Source organism: uncultured Mycobacterium sp. (assembly GCF_964249325.1).
Classification (GTDB): Bacteria; Actinomycetota; Actinomycetes; order Mycobacteriales; family Mycobacteriaceae; genus Mycobacterium.
This window is the reverse complement of the sequence record NZ_CAXUCH010000008.1, coordinates 24327-41111: the sequence shown is the minus strand read 5'-3', so window position 1 is coordinate 41111 and position 16785 is coordinate 24327. Positions and strand designations below refer to the sequence as shown.

The 16785-nt window shown below is 65.4% G+C and carries 11 protein-coding genes and 5 pseudogenes (1 of these 16 cut by a window edge); 9 read left to right on the top strand and 7 right to left on the bottom strand.

Annotated features, from left to right (window positions below):
- Positions 1–254: pseudogene (locus ACFE99_RS02420) on the top strand (SDR family NAD(P)-dependent oxidoreductase); it begins 594 nt to the left of the window's first position.
- Entirely contained in the window at positions 251–508 is a 258-nt protein-coding gene (locus ACFE99_RS02415; protein ID WP_375482075.1) for a hypothetical protein, read from the top strand. The pseudogene ACFE99_RS02420 and the gene ACFE99_RS02415 overlap by 4 nt, the downstream one beginning before the upstream one ends.
- 6 nt (positions 509–514) lie before the next feature.
- Here ACFE99_RS02415 and ACFE99_RS02410 read toward each other — a convergent pair whose 3' ends face one another.
- Entirely contained in the window at positions 515–5329 is a 4815-nt protein-coding gene (locus tag ACFE99_RS02410; protein WP_375482073.1) for an HAD-IC family P-type ATPase, read from the bottom strand.
- A gap of 230 nt (positions 5330–5559) precedes the next feature.
- On the opposite strand from ACFE99_RS02410, the pseudogene ACFE99_RS02405 reads away from it, so the two are divergent.
- From ACFE99_RS02405 to ACFE99_RS02375, 7 genes and pseudogenes are all read left to right on the top strand, one after another.
- Positions 5560–6688 (top strand): annotated as a pseudogene (locus ACFE99_RS02405) (DUF899 domain-containing protein).
- Positions 6643–7199: pseudogene (locus tag ACFE99_RS02400) on the top strand (SDR family NAD(P)-dependent oxidoreductase); the annotation flags it as partial. The pseudogenes ACFE99_RS02405 and ACFE99_RS02400, both read left to right, overlap by 46 nt.
- Before the next feature lie 16 nt (positions 7200–7215).
- Positions 7216–7716, top strand: a complete 501-nt coding sequence (locus ACFE99_RS02395) for a nuclear transport factor 2 family protein (RefSeq protein WP_375482071.1) — start codon at positions 7216–7218, stop codon at positions 7714–7716.
- Between the two features lie 40 nt (positions 7717–7756).
- Positions 7757–9415: an AMP-binding protein gene (locus ACFE99_RS02390; protein WP_375482069.1), complete on the top strand. Its 1659-nt coding sequence runs from the start codon at positions 7757–7759 to the stop codon at positions 9413–9415.
- A gap of 3 nt (positions 9416–9418) precedes the next feature.
- The gene (locus ACFE99_RS02385) at positions 9419–11068 is read left to right on the top strand and encodes an AMP-binding protein (protein ID WP_375482067.1); all 1650 of its coding nucleotides are present in this window, start codon (positions 9419–9421) and stop codon (positions 11066–11068) included.
- A gap of 114 nt (positions 11069–11182) precedes the next feature.
- The gene (locus ACFE99_RS02380; RefSeq protein ID WP_375482065.1) at positions 11183–11410 is read left to right on the top strand and encodes a deoxyribodipyrimidine photolyase; all 228 of its coding nucleotides are present in this window, start codon (positions 11183–11185) and stop codon (positions 11408–11410) included.
- Positions 11411–11451: 41 nt separating this feature from the next.
- The gene (locus ACFE99_RS02375) at positions 11452–11922 is read left to right on the top strand and encodes an SRPBCC family protein (RefSeq protein ID WP_375482063.1); all 471 of its coding nucleotides are present in this window, start codon (positions 11452–11454) and stop codon (positions 11920–11922) included.
- Positions 11923–11970: 48 nt separating this feature from the next.
- Here ACFE99_RS02375 and ACFE99_RS02370 read toward each other — a convergent pair whose 3' ends face one another.
- The 6 genes and pseudogenes from ACFE99_RS02370 to ACFE99_RS02345 all read right to left on the bottom strand — a co-directional run.
- On the bottom strand, positions 11971–12783 hold the full coding sequence (locus tag ACFE99_RS02370; protein WP_375482086.1) for a ketosteroid isomerase family protein: 813 nt from the start codon (positions 12781–12783) through the stop codon (positions 11971–11973).
- On the bottom strand, positions 12777–13112 hold the full coding sequence (locus ACFE99_RS02365) for a hypothetical protein (RefSeq protein ID WP_375482061.1): 336 nt from the start codon (positions 13110–13112) through the stop codon (positions 12777–12779). The genes ACFE99_RS02370 and ACFE99_RS02365 overlap by 7 nt, the downstream gene beginning before the upstream one ends.
- On the bottom strand, positions 13109–13882 hold the full coding sequence (locus tag ACFE99_RS02360; protein WP_375482059.1) for an SDR family NAD(P)-dependent oxidoreductase: 774 nt from the start codon (positions 13880–13882) through the stop codon (positions 13109–13111). The genes ACFE99_RS02365 and ACFE99_RS02360 overlap by 4 nt, the downstream gene beginning before the upstream one ends.
- Position 13883: 1 nt before the next feature.
- Positions 13884–15464: an AMP-binding protein gene (locus ACFE99_RS02355; protein ID WP_375482084.1), complete on the bottom strand. Its 1581-nt coding sequence runs from the start codon at positions 15462–15464 to the stop codon at positions 13884–13886.
- Between the two features lie 154 nt (positions 15465–15618).
- Positions 15619–16037: pseudogene (locus ACFE99_RS02350) on the bottom strand (hypothetical protein).
- A gap of 122 nt (positions 16038–16159) precedes the next feature.
- A pseudogene (locus ACFE99_RS02345) lies at positions 16160–16665 on the bottom strand (gluconolaconase); the annotation flags it as partial.
- Between the last annotated feature and the right edge of the window lie 120 nt (positions 16666–16785).

Below are 16785 nucleotides of genomic sequence, written 5' to 3'. Positions count from 1 at the left end.
ACGTCACGTCGATTTACCTGGCGCTGGTCCGCACCAGGATGACCGAGCCCACGCCGTTCCTGCGCAAACTCCCGGGGCTGTCCGCCGACGAGGCCGCCGACGTGGTCGCCAAGGCGATCATCGAACGGCCGCGCACCGTCGAGCCGTGGTGGGCATGGCCCGCAGAAGTCACCACGGTGGTGCTGGCCGGGCCGGTGGATTGGGCGGCGCGGCTGTGGTATCGGTACGCAATCGAAAACAAGCGCCACCAATGACGACGGCAAGCGTGCTCACCACGGCGGCTCGGGCGCTGCTGGCGTTATGCTCGTCAATACGGAGTTTCGCACCGATGCGCTGGCCGGGCGCCTACATCGTCCCGCGGCCTGACAGCCACGTCGAGGAAGCAGCGGTGCGAAAGTACTTGCACGACAAGGTCTCACGCTTCGAACGGCCCAGAGACATTCACATTCTCAGAAGCATTCCGCGCAACCCGGCAGGTAAGGTCCTGCGAAACGAGCTGTCGACCTAGGCGCTCCTACTCATATTCCGACACCGGGACGCCGACAGTCTTGGCCAACCAGTAGGGTGCGACCACCGATAGGGCAGTGGCCGTTGCCGTCGCGCCGGCCACTCCGGTCCAGGCCACCGGGCCCAGTGGCGTACAGCCGAAGAAGTGGCTGACGCCTGGGGTTTGGACGACGGCGACCAAGACCGCCGCGCTGCCCAGCGCCGTCGCCACGACGAGGGGGCTGTGGCGGCGAGTCAGCAGCGTTTGCGCCAGCTGCGTTGCCACCAAAGCAGTCAAGCCCATTGTCGCTGTCCGTCTTTCGGTGCCCGGTGTCCAGCGTCCGATAGCCCAGGCGGCCGTCGCGCCGGCGGCGGTGACGGCGCCGCGGGTGACGATCTGCCGCATCAGCGGCACGTCGAGCGACGGCGTCGGTTCGGTCAGTACGGCGCGCTGGTACGCGCGGCGGGCTTCTTCGTCCTCTTGGTCAGCTTGATCTTCGGATTCGTCGAGTTGTGGATGCTGTGACGTGAGGGCAACCGCCAGCGCAGGGAACATGTCGGTGAGCAGGTTCACCAACAACAATTGCCGGGTTCCGATCGGCGCCCGGCCAGCGCCGAACGCAGTCCCGATAATCGTGAACAGCACTTCGCCCACATTGCCGCCAACCAGAATCGTCACCGCATCGCGCACGCCGGCCCACATACCGCGGCCCTCGACCAAGGCGTCGATCAGCACGCCCAGATCGTCGTCGGTCAACACGATGTCAGCGGCCCCGCGGGCGGCTGAGGAACCGCGAGCAGTGACCCCGATGCCCACGTCGGCCATTCGGATGGCGGCGGCGTCATTGGCTCCATCGCCGACCATCGCGGTCACTTGTCCGCAGCGTTGCAGCGCCGCAACGATCTGAACTTTTTGCTCGGGGCTGACACGGGCGAAGACTTGAACGTCGGCCGCGATCTTGGTGCACGCCTCCTCGTCGAGCGCCGCAAGCTCGCTGCCGGTAACCACCCGTACGTCCGAAGGCAGGCCCAACTGGCGGGCGATTGCTCGTGCCGTCACCGGATGATCACCGGTGATCAGGACCACCTTGCGCTCGGCATCAAGGAGCGCCTCGATCAAGGGCCGCGCCGAGGGCCGGGCGGTGTCGGCTAAGCCGACGTAGCCGATCAATTCAAGGTCGTCCGCGGCGGCATCGACGTTGTCGACATCGGTGGCCTCTTCGGTGGTTTCCCCGTCCCAGCTGCGCTGAGCCACTGCAAGCACGCGTAAGCCTTGTTCGGCCAGGCCGTGCACCAACGACTCCGCATGGTCGCCCTCGGCGTCGCGATCCGCCAATCGGCAGCGGGGCAGGACCTTTTCGGGCGCACCCTTGAGCATCAGCGTCGGCGCCTGGCCATCGGTGCTCGCAGTGCCGATGGCGGCGGCGTAGCCGCGACTGGACTCGAACGGCACCTCCGCGAGCACAGTCCATTCCGAATCGCCTTGGCTGCTCAGCGCATTCGCCGCGGTGACGATCGCCTCGTCGGTGGCATGCGCATGTCCCTGCCCGTTCCGCGGCTGCGTACACGCCCGCGCGGCCGCCCGCAGCACCTGTGCGGCCCGCGGATCAGTGGTGTCGGGGAACGGGCCCTCCGGGCGGGAGTCTTTCGGCACGGCACAAACCACGCGCAGACGGTTCTCGGTAAGGGTGCCGGTCTTGTCGAAACATACGGTGTCGACGCGACCCAGTGCTTCGACCGTGCGTGGGGCGCGGACCAGCACACCACGCCGCGAGAGCCGCTGCGCTGCGGCAAGCTGCGCCAGCGTGGCCACCAACGGCAGGCCCTCGGGGACAGCGGCCACCGCGATCGCGACGCCGTCGGCAACCGCTTGGCGCAGCGATGCGCGGCGCAGCAACGCGAGAGCGGTCACCGCTGCTCCGCCGGCGAGGGTCACCGGAAGGACCCGGCTGGTCAGCTGACGCAGCCGCGCTTGCACGCCGGCGGCCGGTTCGACGTCGGCGACGGCCGAGATCGCGCGGTGCGCCGCGGTGCCCGCACCGGTCGCCACGACGATCGCCCGAGCATGGCCTGCGACGATCGTGCTGCCCTCGAACAGCATGCTGGCGCGGTCGGGATCGGTTGCGGCGACCGGGTCAACTTGCTTGTCCACCGGTAGCGACTCACCGGTGAGGAACGACTCGTCGACCTCCACGTCCTCTGCCACCAGCACCCGGGCGTCCGCCGGCACCACGTCCGGAGCGGCCAGGTCGATGACGTCGCCGGGGCGCAACGAACTCGCGGTCACCGTGACGAGGCGATCAGAATGCCGCGCCACCTCCAACCGGCGCCGGGTCGTCGCCACCGCCGGGACGATGACCCGGCGCGCGAACCTTTCTTGTTCGGCGAACAGCTCGGCAGCCGCGGCCTCGGCCCGTAACCGTTGCACCCCACCGACTATCGCGTTGGCAGTCATCACACCAGTGACCAGCAGCGCGTCGACATTACTGCCGACAATCGCCGACGCCGCCGCTCCCACCGCCAGGATCGGCGTCAGTGGGTCATTGAGCTCGGCGCGCGTCGCGGCAAGCAACCGCCCCACCGCAGCTCCCGGCCCGCGCAGTGGCCTCACTAGTGGGCTGTAGGACAAATCGTCGGCCACGCGACGCCATGCGGCCGCGCCAGGCTCGATGACCAACGGCCGCGTGCGGCTGGTCAGCCGCGAATAGACGATCTCCGGGTCGAGTGCATGCCAGGCGGTCAGCGGTTGCGGGGTCGGATCAGGCTGGCGCAGCACCTTGGCCGCGGAGAAAGCTCCCGACGCCAACGCGGTGGCGGCGGCGGCATTGACCGGGTTGAGCCAGCGCCGCAGGGCAAGTGGGCTTCCTGTGCCTGCGCGTGGGTCACCGGTGACCAGCAACAGCCCGGCCAGGGTGGTGCCGCCCTGAGCAAGGCGCACCGACGATTCAGTGGCTTGGCGGGCCGCGGGTAGTGCCGACAAGATCCGCACGGCCGCAGCCAAATCGGTGCCGGTGATGATGTCTGCGGTCCACGGTGTCGCCGCATGCGGGTCGTCGAGGGCCACCCCGACGTCGGCGACCGCCAGCGCCGCCAACGTGTCCGTCGACGCGAAATCCCGATGTAGCGCGGTGATCAGGAATACCGGCCCGCGATCCGACCGCAGCTCACGTACTAGCTTGAGCAGCGGGGTGCCCGGCGGATGAGCCTCGGCGACGCTTGCCGCAAGATCTTGGGTGCCGGCGACGTGCCGCAACACCACCCGCGCTCCGGTGCGGTGCGCGGTCTGCAGCAGCGCGATAGCGAAAGGGTCGACTTCCCAGCCGACTTCGACGTTGCCCACGCATTCGCCGTCGACCACGAGGTTGGCACGTTCCAGGCCCTGGGCAGGCGTAGCCGCCGGTCCCTGCGCCGGGATCCATTGCAGGCGTGCCCCGGTGGCGGGCAGCTCATCGGGATCAGGCTCGGGCGGCTGCTCGGCGTGCAGCAGCGCGTCGGCGACCTCATAGACCCGGTCGTCATCCCAGCCGGGCGCATTTCCGCGCGCTTGCAGGACGGCCCGCGCATCACCGCGCAGCGCCGCGCCGTCGATGAGGACCACCTTCACCCGGTCCAACCGGCGCAGTGCGCCGGGGTCGAGGATCATTTGATCGGCGTTAGCCAGGCCGCGGCCCAGGACTGCGGCGAACGCCTGCCGGCCCATATGCGCTGCCTTGGGCACCCCGGCCAGGATCGTCCCGGCCGCATCTTCGGCACCGCCGCCCGCCAGCAAGGCACCTGCTGCGGCGACCAGCGAACCGTTGGCGGCCTGGTTGGCATACTCCTCCACCGGCCCGGCCATCGATCCCTTTGCGGTGTCGATCGCCGAGTCGATGGCCCCGTCGACGACGACGTGCGAAGCCTCGCCGGCTGCGGCGGCCGCCCAGTTGTGCCGGGGCGGGTGGGAATCCGGCCCGGCGGAGGAGATGACGGGGACCACCGGTGCTTGCGGCCGCTTGGTCGAGGCAAGCTCTGGTTCTCGGTGTCGCCACCTGTCCCGGTGAGCCGCTGCCTCGGCGATCTGCAGGCCGCGTTGCGCCAGATCCAATAACGGTGTGCCGACCGCCTGCGTGAGGCCGTTGGCCGCTGCGCTGGAAGCGGCAAGTGCGAGATCGGTGCCCACTCGGCCCAGTCGTGATTCCAGGAATGACACGATGCGCGGTTGGTTGCTGATCAGGGCAGCCGCGGCTCGGGTGGTTCGCGGGGCGGCGGGCAGTCGGACAACCCAACCGGTGACGGCGGCCCCGATCGCCACGACATCCATCGCAGCCGCGGTGACCGGCACCAGTATCGCCAGCGGGTTACCGGGATCGGCGAACGGCGCGATTCGCGGTGCCGATTGCAATCCGGCCGACATCAAGTCGGCGGCGACGGCCTCTACCGCGTCACGCACCGTGTCGACGATCTGGTCGGCGTCGGTGTCGTCCTCGAGTTCGAGCACCAGCCGGCCCAGCGCGCCCTCGACATGAGCGGTCGCGACGCCCGAAATCTTGCGGACGGACTCCTCCACCGCCGCCGCATGCTCGTGCCAGCGGGGAAAGGGCAGCAGGGGATCCAGGTCCAGATGCACCCGGCGCCCGCTTTGCCAACGCACCGGCGGCGCAGTGCCGTTCGTGGAGCTGCTGCGAGCAGAGTCGCTCATCCCGAGCACGCGGGCAGTCGATTGGCCCACCGACTGCACGACAGGAGTGGCCAGCATCTGCACCGCGGCAGCAGCCCCCGCAGCACCCTGCACCCCGGTTCGTACTGCCTGTGTCGCTCCACCGGTCATGCCGCCGAGAACGCTGGCTACGCCCGGAACCCTCATCGCGTCATCCTTCAGCATTCAGCTACGTCTGCCGTCCCCAACCTACGGCTACTAGCTAACACTGCCCACAAAACAGCCTGGTAAACAGCACCACAGTGCAGCCACCATTGGGTGCGCGGCCTTCTGCCGCCGCACCGCGGCACACCGATGTCGGATTTATGCCTCTGCATTCGTCGTCTAGGTGACGGCGGGTCGACAGGAAAGCCGTCCTGACGAGAGGAGCGCGCGACATGACCACTCATGCAGTCGGAACTCGAGAAGAGCACCTTCGGGCTCGCCCGGAACTGCTCGAGGCGGAAAAGGAGCTCACTCGCCGCAGCGATGAGCTAGCCGCACGGCGGCGCAACCTGCCCTGGGTGCGAATCGACAAGACCTACCGCTTCGACACCAATGCGGGAGAGAAGACGCTCGCCGAGCTCTTCGACGGGCGCTCGCAGCTGCTGGTCTACCACTTCATGTTCGGCCCGGACTGGACAGAGGGCTGCCCCGTCTGCTCCTTCTGGGAGGACAACTTCAATGGCGGGGTGGTGCACCTCAACCAACGCGACGTTACCTTCACATGCGTGTCGCGGGCGCCGCTGGACCGCATCAACGCTTACAAGCAGCGGATGGGCTGGAGCTTTCCCTGGGGTGTCGTCGCTGCGCAACGACTTCAACCGCGACTTCGGCGTGTCGTTCCCCGACGAGCCGGCCGGCAGCTCACAGGCCGGCGAAGCGCACTACAACTTCACGCACCGACCCTTTGAGGTGGTTGAGCCCGGCCTAAGTGCATTCGCGCGTGACGACGACGTCGTGTACCACACGTACTCGTGCTACGCCCGGGGTCTCGACTCCATCAACACCGCCTACCAGCTATTGGACCGTGCGCCCTACGGACGTAACAGGACGACCTGCCGGTGCCGGTGGCGTGGCTACGTCGTCATGACGAGTATCAGGCAATGCAGTGAGTTGCCGGCGTTAGCCTGCGCGACCGCCCTCTACGCGTGGCTCTCCGCCGGGCCGCTTGATGAAAACGCTGACCCGCGAGATCAGACCATCGGCGTTCCGCTCGAACACGATGCATTCCGGGTACTGGGTGGGAACGCCGTCGATGTGGAACGTCTCGGAACGGCCGACGTGCTCGCTCCATGCAAGCAGTCGCGGCCACCGCGCATGTCAACGCCGCAGCGATATCCCTCGAGGCATCGGACTCGGCGAAGTGCCCGACGCGATTGGCCTTGCCCGAAAGTCCGAAGGCCCACCGCGAATCATCGAACGGAGACACTCCGTGACCGACCGAAACGATCGCCGAGACATCGCCGATGTCCAGCTTCCTGGTCTACTGCGCGGGCGCCGATCCCAACTTCCAGCCGTTTCTGACCAGCCCGGTCGAAACTGCGGAAGCGATGGTGCAACGCAACTGCGTGGTGCCGATGCAACCGTGTCATCACTTCGGCTCGGCAATAGTGCAGCGCGGCCGCGGCGGAATCGTCATCTTCGGCTCGGGCGCCGGACTCGTCGGCGGCCCGAACATGGTCGTGTACGGGGCGACCAAAGCATTCGACATGGTTTTTGCCGAAGCGCTGTGGACCGAATTACACGACAAGGGTGTCGACGTGCTGGGATTGATCCTCGGCAAGACCGATACGCCGGCACTGCGTCGACTCGAACACAGCCGGGGACAGATCAGTTTGAAGATGAGCCGCCGCCGGACGCCGCCAGCGTCGACGAAGTCATCAGCGAGGCGTTCGACAACCTGACCAACGGGCCGACCTGGATCGTGGGCGAAAACATGCGTGCCGCAGCCCAAATGCTGGGGTCCATGAGCCGCCACCAGGCTGTCCAGCTCTTCACCCGAGCCAGCGCCGCCGCTATGGGCGGCGACACGTGAAAGGGCCCGCACATGGATGACCCCACCGCTGGAGATCGAATCGATCAAACAGCTCAAGGCCCGCTACTGCCGGTACCTGGACACCAAAGACTGGGAGGCGTGGCGCGGCATTTTCGCCGACGACTTCGTCAGCGACACCGCCGAGGCAGGTGGCAAGGTCATCGTCGGCGCCGACGAGTTCGTCGCATTCATCCGTGCGACGCTAGGCAAGCCCTCTCAGCCCACCGTGCACCAGGTACATGCGCCGGAAATCGAGCTGACCTCGCCGACAACCGCCCGAGGCGTGTGGGCGCTAGAAGACGTGGTCAGGCTGGCGCCCGGGCTGAACCTCAACGGTTACGGCCACTATCACGAGACTTACCTCAAGATCGACGGGCGATGGCGAATCAAGACCTCCAAACTGACCCGGCTTCGCGAAGATATCTTCAACCCGCTTCTCTCGCTGCGCATTTCGCCTCGACTACGAAGAGCGGGAGCGAGGCTCGCGCGTCGCGGGTTGGGTTTCAGCACAAGCTAATCCGCTGACGGATCCGCGTTGACGCGCGATGCTACATGTTATGGCGACCAACACCGACCGCTATCGCACCGCGCGTGACGAGGTCCTCGGCGGGAGGTTCGCATGGCCGCACATCACCGGCGTCTTCAACTGGGCGACCGACTGGTTCGACGTCATCGCACAGGGCAACGACCACACCGCACTGTGGATTGTCGACGACGACGGCAGCGCGCAAAAGGTGAGCTTCGCCGAGATGGCCGAGCGGTCCGATCGGGTCGCAGCGTGGCTACAACAACTCGGCGTGGGCAAAGGTGATCGGGTCATCCTGATGCTGGGCAACCAGGTCGACTTGTGGGAATCGATGCTGGCCGTCGCCAAGCTCGGCGCAGTGATCATGCCGACCACCGCGGCACTCGGTCCGGCCGACATCGCCGACCGCATCCGTCGCGGCGGCGCGAAATTCGTCGTCGCCAATGCGGCAGATACCGCCAAGTTCGACGGGATCGACGGCGACTACCGGCGCATCGCGGTGGGCGCACGGATCGACGGGTGGCACTGCTACGCCGACGCGGCAAGCGTCGGCCCTGCCGGTGCCTTCACGCCTCAAACCACCGTCGACGATCCGATGTTGATCTATTTCACTTCAGGCACCACCAGCACGCCGAAACTGGTACAGCATTCCCAGATCAGCTATCCGGTAGGGCATTTGTCGACGATGGCCTGGATCGGCGTGCGGCCCGGCGACGTGCACTTGGCGATCAGCTCACCGGGTTGGGCCAAACACGCCTGGAGTTGCTTTTTCGCGCCGTGGATCGCCGAGGCGACGATCTTCGTCTACAACTACCGCCGCTTCGACGCGGCAGCGTTGCTTGACCAGATTCGTCACGCCGGGGTGACGACGTTCTGTGCGCCGCCGACGGTGTGGCGCATGCTCATTCAGGCCGATATCGGTGACCGACCGGAACCGCTGCGCGAAATCGTCGCCGCCGGTGAGCCGCTGAACGCCAATGTCATCGGCCGGGTCGAGCAAGCGTGGGGGCTGACCATCCGCGACGGCTACGGCCAGACCGAGACCACACTGCTGATCGGCAACCTGCCGGGCCGGCCGGTCAAACCGGGATCGATGGGCCGGCCGCTGCCGGGTATGCCCGTCGTGCTGGTCGACCCGGTCAGCGGCGAACCGGCCGACGAGGGCGAGATTTGTCTTGACCTGACGGCCCATCCGGTCAACCTGATGACCGGCTACCTTGCCGACGCCGACAACCAAGCGACCGCCGGCCGTTACTACCGCACCGGCGACGTCGCCCGCTGCGACACAGACGGCGACATCACCTACGTCGGGCGCACCGATGACGTGTTCAAGTCGTCCGACTACAAGGTGTCGCCGTTCGAGCTGGAAAGCGTGCTCGTCGAACATCCGGCCGTCGTCGAGGCCGCCGTCGTGCCGCAGCCCGATGACATGCGGCTGTCGGTCCCGAAGGCCTACATCTCGCTGGCCGCCGACTGGGAAGCCAACGCCGACACCGCGCGGGCGATCATGCAGCACGTGCGCGACCGCGTCCCGCCGTACCTGAAGGTGCAGCGCGTCGAGTTCTTCGACCTGCCCAAGACGATCTCGGGCAAAATCCGCCGAGTCGAGCTACGGTGCCGCGAAGAGACCGCACACCGCGCCGGGACACCGATCACGACGGAGTACCGATACGAGGACCTGGTGGGTTGAGCAATGAAGTCCTACGACGCGGGGCCAACAGACACTCCCATCCTCGAAGAGACGATCGGGGCGAACTTCGAGCGCACTGTGGCTAGCCACCCCGACGCCGAGGCGCTCATCGACATTGCCGGTCACCACCGCTGGACCTACGGCGAGCTCAACAACGAAATCGACTCAGTTGCAAAGGGATTGATCTCTCTGGGCGTGACCCAAGGCGAGCGCGTCGGCATCTGGGCGCCGAACTGCGCCGAGTGGACCGTCGTGCAATACGCCACCGCGAAGATCGGCGCGATCCTCGTTACCGTCAATCCCGCCTATCGCAGCCACGAACTCGCCTACGCGCTGAAGCAGTCAGGCACTCGCACGCTCATCGCCGCGACGACCTTCAAAACCTCCGATTACCGCAGCATGACCACCGCGGTTCGGGCCGACTGCCCCGATCTCAAACATGTTGTGTTCCTTGGTACTCGCGACTGGGACGAGCTGAGATACGGCGGCGAATCCGTATCGGATCGCGAGCTCAGAACCCGATCGTCGGCCTTAGCCGACACCGACCCGATCAACATCCAGTACACCTCGGGAACCACCGGGTTCCCCAAGGGCGCGATGTTGTCGCATCGCAACATCCTCAACAATGGCTTCTTCGTCACCGAGCTGCTGAACTTGGGCCCGGCGGACCGGCTCTGCATCCCCGTACCCTTCTACCACTGCTTCGGCATGGTGATGGGCAATCTCGGCTGTACCACGCACGCGGCCACCATGGTTATTCCGGCGCCCGCGTTCGATGCCGCTGCAGCACTGGCCGCGATCGAAGCCGAACGGTGCACCGGTGTCTACGGCGTGCCGACCATGTTCATCGCGATGCTCAACGATCCCGGCTTCAACGGCACCGACCTGTCGTCGCTGCGCACCGGCATCATGGCCGGATCGGTGTGCCCGGTCGAGGTGATGAAGCGTTGTCTCAGCGAGATGAACATGACGCCGGCCATCGCCTACGGGATGACTGAGACGTCGCCGGTCTCCTGCCAGACCCTCGTCGGCGACGACCTCGAGCGGCGAACCGCAACCGTCGGGCGCGCCCACCCCCACGTGGAAATCAAAATCGTCGATCCGGACAGCGGCGCCATCGTCGAGCGCGGCGAGCCAGGGGAGTTCTGCGCCCGCGGCTACTCGGTGATGCTGGGGTACTGGCGCGACGACCACCTGACCCGCGAGGTGATCGACGACGACGGGTGGATGCACAGCGGCGATCTCGCGGTCATGCGCGACGACGGGTACTGCACCATTGTCGGACGGCTGAAGGACATGGTGATCCGCGCCGGCGAGAACATCTATCCACGCGAGGTCGAGGAATTCCTCTACACCCATCCCGACATCGACGAAGTGCAGGTCATCGGCGTGCCCGACGAGAAATACGGCGAAGAGGTCTGCGCCTGGATCCGGATGAAGCCCGGCCGCCCGCCCCTAGATGCCGACGCGGTGCGTGCCTTCGCCACCGACAAGCTGGCGCACTACAAGATTCCGCGCTACGTGCACGTCGTCGACAAGTTCCCGATGACGGTCACCGGAAAGGTTCGCAAAGTCGAGATGCGTGAGCACACGATCAAGCTATTCGGGCTCGAAGCCCCTTCTACAGCGCCGAAAGACAAGCCGAAGCTGTAATACCGCGGTGCAGAACCTGCCTTCTGGCTGGCGAATCTGTACCGATCCGGCTCGCTAACAGATACCGTCCGTTCATGGCACGACGCCACGCTCGCCGGTGAAGAGGAGATAAGCATGCTGCATAGTCTGATACTGGCCGCTCAGGACAACCCGCAAGCCGCCGGATTCATTTTGCGCGGCATCAAGGCGATATTCGTCGCCATCGGCAGCATCATCGCCGCGATCGTCTGCGCGGTAATCGCCGGCATGAAAGGGCGCAATCCGCTAGGCTGGGGCATCCTCGGGCTGTTTTTCAGCATCATCACCCTGATCGTTGTGATCGTCATTCCAAGCAAGAAGTAGGCAGGGCGCCCTTGGCGCGACCGTCGCCAGGTTGACCCACTGTGGGCTGGTGGACCGTTCATGCCGAACGGACATTCACCGACACGGTACCGGCTGCGCCAGAGCAGGTCCGTGCGTTCTACGTCGACTTGCACAACATGAAGCTCGTGCACCCGTTGGTCGTCTCAGTGCGGCCGACGTCGCGCCGGCAAACGGGTGACGGATATATCGAAAGCTACCGCGTAAGAGACCGGGTCCGGTTGGGGCCGCTGGTTATTCGCATCAGCTACCGCGCTCGGCTCCACGTCCCCGCGCAGGGCGACGTGATCACGGATGCGCGCCAGTTCCCCGGCGTCCGGCTACGCGGCGCGGTCACATTCGAGCCGAGCCAGTCAGGCACTCGGATCATTGAGCGAATCCACATCACAGCGCCCCGACCGCTGGCGACAGTGACGACCCGCCAGGCAGCCAACGCACACATCGCGATGTTGGCAGGCATTCGACAACGATTTCAACTACCGTCCGTCCAGTGACGTCATCGTGGCGCCGGATGCGATGGCGGGAACCGAGTGCGTTCGGCGTCAGTGTCTTTGGACTAAACGTTGAGCGGTAAATACATTGACGCTGTTGATGGCCGATCGGCGGCGCGTGATCTCTGCGAACAACACTGCCCGACCGCGGGGCGACCTAGTCGACACCACCACAATATGACCCGATGCGATTACCCGGGTTGCGATGGCGCCGCGTAGGCGGTCCGCGAGTTCATCGGTGGTCATGACCTTTCCGTCGCCCGCCGTGATAGTGCCGTGCAGCAGCTTATCGGCAGCGCTGGTTCGTCCAGCGGCGAGGTGGGCCGCAAAAGACGTCGCGACAGTCTTGCCGCGACGTCCGGCGTTACGAAATCCTCGCGCGAAACCCAGTGCACCGCTGATCTTCTGATGACGCAGCAGCCCATATGCTAAAGCAGTTGCTGCTGGTCCTGCGGCGGTGCCGAGTCGCAAGAACTGCGCCATCATCGCCGGCAGATCCCAATAGGCGCGAAGCGCAGCGATCTGTGGCACGTCGGGAGTGAGGTCGAGGTCGTACCGCAGCACCGCAGGGATGGTCATGCTGAGTGACGGCAGCAGGGAAACTTCGAGATCGAGGTCACGAATAACCGTCGATCCCGATACGATGTCGAGGTCGCGGTGGAAGACAACGTCGCGCGGGCCGATGAAGGTGTCGTAGAAGCGTTCGATTTGCCGATATCCGACATGCGGACGTGTACCCACCGGATCCTCTATCCGCCCATGCGGCGTGAACAATCCGATCCACCCCGCGCGGTCGTGGCTGGCTGCGGCAGCGGGTGATTGCTCGACCACCGATAGTGGGTCGCGGTCATGAGGCTTCATAATTTCTCCCTGCGAAAGGATGAGCACTGAATCCGCGGCATATAGGCCTGAATCGGTTGGCTGGAGGTCGATTTCACCGAGCCGGTGAGTTCGTCAACGACCAGTTCGCCGAGGGTGAACATTGGGCACGGGTTGATGACTGCTCTGCGTGCGTGCATGTCGACGTTGCGCGTGTAGCGCCGCTCCAGTTGGGCTAGATGTCTTTCCAGCCTGCGTCGGAGCGGTCGGTGGTAGATTTCTCGCCAGCTGCAGAAGCGGCGGTGACCGTGATACACCGCCCGACGATCAGGGAAGCGCATCGCCGCCTGGTTCAGCAACGAGAACAGGCTCACCGGGCCGTCCACTGCGACGACAGCGCGAAGTCCGACAGGTATTTCGTGGAACTCCAGCCACCGTCGACGACGATCGTTTGCCCGTTGACGAAACTGCCGCCCGGCGAGCATAAGAACGCCACGGCGCTCGCGACGTCGTCGACGGTGCCCAACCTCTGGTGCGGTGTCATTTCGATGTTGATCCGACGGAACCGCTCGTCCTGCAGCCGCGTTTCGGTCATCGGAGTTTGGATGACGCCGGGAGCCACCGCGTTGCAACGTATTCCCTGCGACCCGTATTGACAGGCGATGTGGGTGGTCAGCGCCGTAAGTCCGCCCTTGGCCGCGGAATAGGCACCGCCACGAAGTCCGCCCACGACCGCGAACGTGGACGTCACGTTGACAATCGCCGAACCGGGCTGCATCTGCGGCAGCACCTCGCGCGCCAACCGGAACGGCGCCCGCAGCATCAATGCCAGAAAGTAGTCCAGTGATTCGTCGTCGGTCTCGTGCAACGGCTTGGGACTACCCACGCCGGCGTTGTTGATCAGGAAGTTGACGTGGCCCCACCGTGCGACGGCGGCCTCGACGATCCGTTGCGGCGCGTCGTCAGCGGTCAGGTCCACGGCAAGCGTGGCAACGCGGTCGGGCTCGCCGATCACTTGCTCCAGTTCCTCGAGCCGGCGCGCGTCGCGCCCTGTCCCCAGGATTGCCATGCCCATCTCGGCTAGTTTTGTCGCGCAACCGAATCCGATGGCACCGCTTGCGCCGGTGACGATCGCTACCTGCATCTCATCCGTCCGTATGCATGAGTGCTGCTTTGATCTGATGCTTCAACACCTTGCCGGCGTCGTTCTTTGGCAGCGAATCCCAGATGACCACCTGCTCCGGCGCCTTGAATGTCGCCACCCCATGCTCCTGGAGAAAGCTGCGTAAGCCGGCCACGTCAGGGCCGGGTGCGGTGGTGGGCACGATCGCGGCGCAGGCCCGCTCGCCGGTGCGGGCATCCGGCAGGCCGACGATGGCGATTTCGGCGATACTGGGGTGACCGACGAGGATGTCCTCGATTTCTTTGGGTGAGATGTTTTCGCCGTTGCGGATGATGACGTCCTTGGCGCGGCCGGTGACGACAAGGTATTTGTCATCGACCCAGCGGCCCAGATCACCGGTGCGGAGATAGCCTTCGGCGTCGAACGAAGCCGTCTCATCTTCGGCATGCAGATATCCGACCAGCATCTGCGGTCCGCGGGCAAGGATTTCGCCGCCGACAGCTGCGGCTTCGTGGGGATCCAGCTTGACCTCGGCCAATCCTGGGCGGCCGTCGGTGTCGGCGGCGTGGTCAACGTCGTCCGGCGACCCAATTGTCGTGATCGGTACTTCTGTCGAGCCGTAAACCCGGGTAACGACGGCGCGCTCGAAATAGCCCGCCGCCTGCCGGATCAGCGAGGGCGACACCGATGCTCCGCCGCATACGAATACCTTCAGTTCGGGTAGCCGAGTGCTTGCGCGCTGCGCGGCGGTGAGCATCTGCTTCAAGAACGGGGTGGCACCGGCGATGTGCGTACAGCGCTCGGATTGCATCAGCCGCACTGCCTCGTCGACGTTCCAGCGATCCATCAACACCGCCGTCGTGCCAAGAAGCAGCGGGCATTCGAAAGCATAAATAGAGCCGCCGATGTGCGCGATCGGCGACGGGACCAGGAATCGGTCGCCCTGCTCGATCAGCCAGTGGTCGCGAATCTGGCAAATCAGCGCATGCATCGAGTTATGGCTGTGCAGAACGCCTTTCGGGCGACCGGAGGTGCCAGACGTATACAGGATCATGCGTACTGCATCCGGCTCCAGTGCTGGTAGCTCGGCTGCGGTGGACAGTCGGTCGAGCAGCGATGTAAACCGCGTTTGCCGGTGATGCTCGCCGCGAACGACGACGACCTGGGGAGGCGACGCCAGCTGCGCGCTCACCCGTGTCAGCATCGACGCGAAGTCGTACCTGCCGAACTGGGATGGCACGAAAACCATTCGGGCATCGACGTCGTCGAGTATGAAACGCAGCTCGCGGTCGCGCAGCGACGGGAGGATGGGGTTGACCACCATTCCTGCCAACGTCGCCGCCAGGTAGATGACCGTGGCTTCGTGCCAGTTCGGCAGAATGAACGAGACCACACTGCCCGCCGGTATCCGATCCAACAACGCGTGTGCCAAACTCGTCGCCTGCTGGTAGAGCGTCTGGCAGTCCAGGCGGACATCACCGTCGACCACCAGCAGTCGCTGCGGAGAATGTTGTGCCGCCTCATGCAGCGCGTCGGCCAGGGTGTGACGCACCCACACCCAGCGCGCATACGCGTCGGTTGCGAGTTCGTCGTCCCAGCGGATCGATCGTCCGCCGATTAGCCGTCTAGCCACATCCCACCGCGACGCCTAGCGTGCTGAGCCCTTGAGCGGATCGAGCCGGACTTCTTTCTCGGCTGAAATCGCTCGAAGGCGGGCAAAACTACCACCGTCTGACATTGTTGGCCGCCGGCTCACCCTAACCCCGCACCCGTCGCATCATCATGGCATGACGAAAGCGCGATCCTGGATGGGGGTTGATCGTCAACCCGAACAGATCCTCGATCAACGGGAAGATCGGCCCGGTGTGGCGCTGCAGCAGTCGGCCCACCGCGGCGAACGCCCGGTTGATGTAGTACTCCGTGCGGCACAGCGGTGCCTCCGCACCTTCGGTCAGCGGAAAGCCTTGGACGCTCAGCCATTCTTCACCACGCGCAAGCCCGGTCCGTTCTGCCAGGTCCTCGTCGATTGTCACAATCTTCACCGATTCGATCGCAAAACGCGCGCCGGTGGCGCAGGGAAGTTGTGCTCCGACCGGGTATACCCCGTCGACGATCTGTTTCCGCAGTGTTGGCGCAGCTGCAGGTAACGATGGTCGGCCGGTCGAGTGTCAGGCATGAGGATCGGCGTCTTCTCGACGAAACGCGAGCACGCTGCCGTCGCCGTCGGCCGACACGTACAGCAGCCCTTCGCGCACCAGGATGCCCTCGGTCGTCGCAAACCGTCCAGCACAGTTCTAGTGGCCGGTAGCGCGACACTTGCCCGCCGGACGTGGTGACCACGAACTCGCCCACACCCGCGGCGGCAACTCCGCGCAAAAAGCCCGGACGTAATAGCATCCCGAGCGTATGCAACGTGCCGGCCGGAGCCAGGACGTAGAGAAGGCGCCGTCCGCGATGTAGAGGTTGCCGTCATCGCCGACCGCCAGATCCAGCGGCCAGTTCAAGCCGCCCGGCAACACCGTGCGGGGATCGATGCGCAGCACCTGTCCGGTGTGCATCTGGGTCGAGACGATCCGGCCCGCGGAGTCGAACTTGACCGCATCAGGGACGCCAAGCTCCGAGGCCACCGGTTCAGGCTGCCCGCCCTCGGGATCGATCCGCCAGATCTGGTTGGCGCCCATCACCGGGAAGTACAACAAGCCGTCCGGGTCGACCTCCATGGCAGTGGTCGATGGCATATTCTCCACCAGCACCCGTAGTGCACCGCCGTTCAGATCAAGCTCGAGAAGACGGTTGTGCCGACGTGTCTTCCGCTCCTGCGGGCCGGTCGCATCTAAACTTGCTGCGATCCGACAGGCAGGGGGCGACGACGTATCGGCGGCAACTACAGCGCCGTCCGGCCGGGCGGTCCGGGCGCGCGACGA

Bases quoted from the DNA above. Each gene is read 5' to 3' on its own strand.
- ACFE99_RS02415 (WP_375482075.1), top strand. From the start codon at position 251: ATGACGACGGCAAGCGTGCTCACCACGGCGGCTCGGGCGCTGCTGGCG.
- ACFE99_RS02410 (WP_375482073.1), bottom strand. From the start codon at position 5,329: ATGAGGGTTCCGGGCGTAGCCAGCGTTCTCGGCGGCATGACCGGTGGA.
- ACFE99_RS02395 (WP_375482071.1), top strand. From the start codon at position 7,216: ATGACCCCACCGCTGGAGATCGAATCGATCAAACAGCTCAAGGCCCGC.
- ACFE99_RS02390 (WP_375482069.1), top strand. From the start codon at position 7,757: ATGGCGACCAACACCGACCGCTATCGCACCGCGCGTGACGAGGTCCTC.
- ACFE99_RS02385 (WP_375482067.1), top strand. From the start codon at position 9,419: ATGAAGTCCTACGACGCGGGGCCAACAGACACTCCCATCCTCGAAGAG.
- ACFE99_RS02380 (WP_375482065.1), top strand. From the start codon at position 11,183: ATGCTGCATAGTCTGATACTGGCCGCTCAGGACAACCCGCAAGCCGCC.
- ACFE99_RS02360 (WP_375482059.1), bottom strand. From the start codon at position 13,882: ATGCAGGTAGCGATCGTCACCGGCGCAAGCGGTGCCATCGGATTCGGT.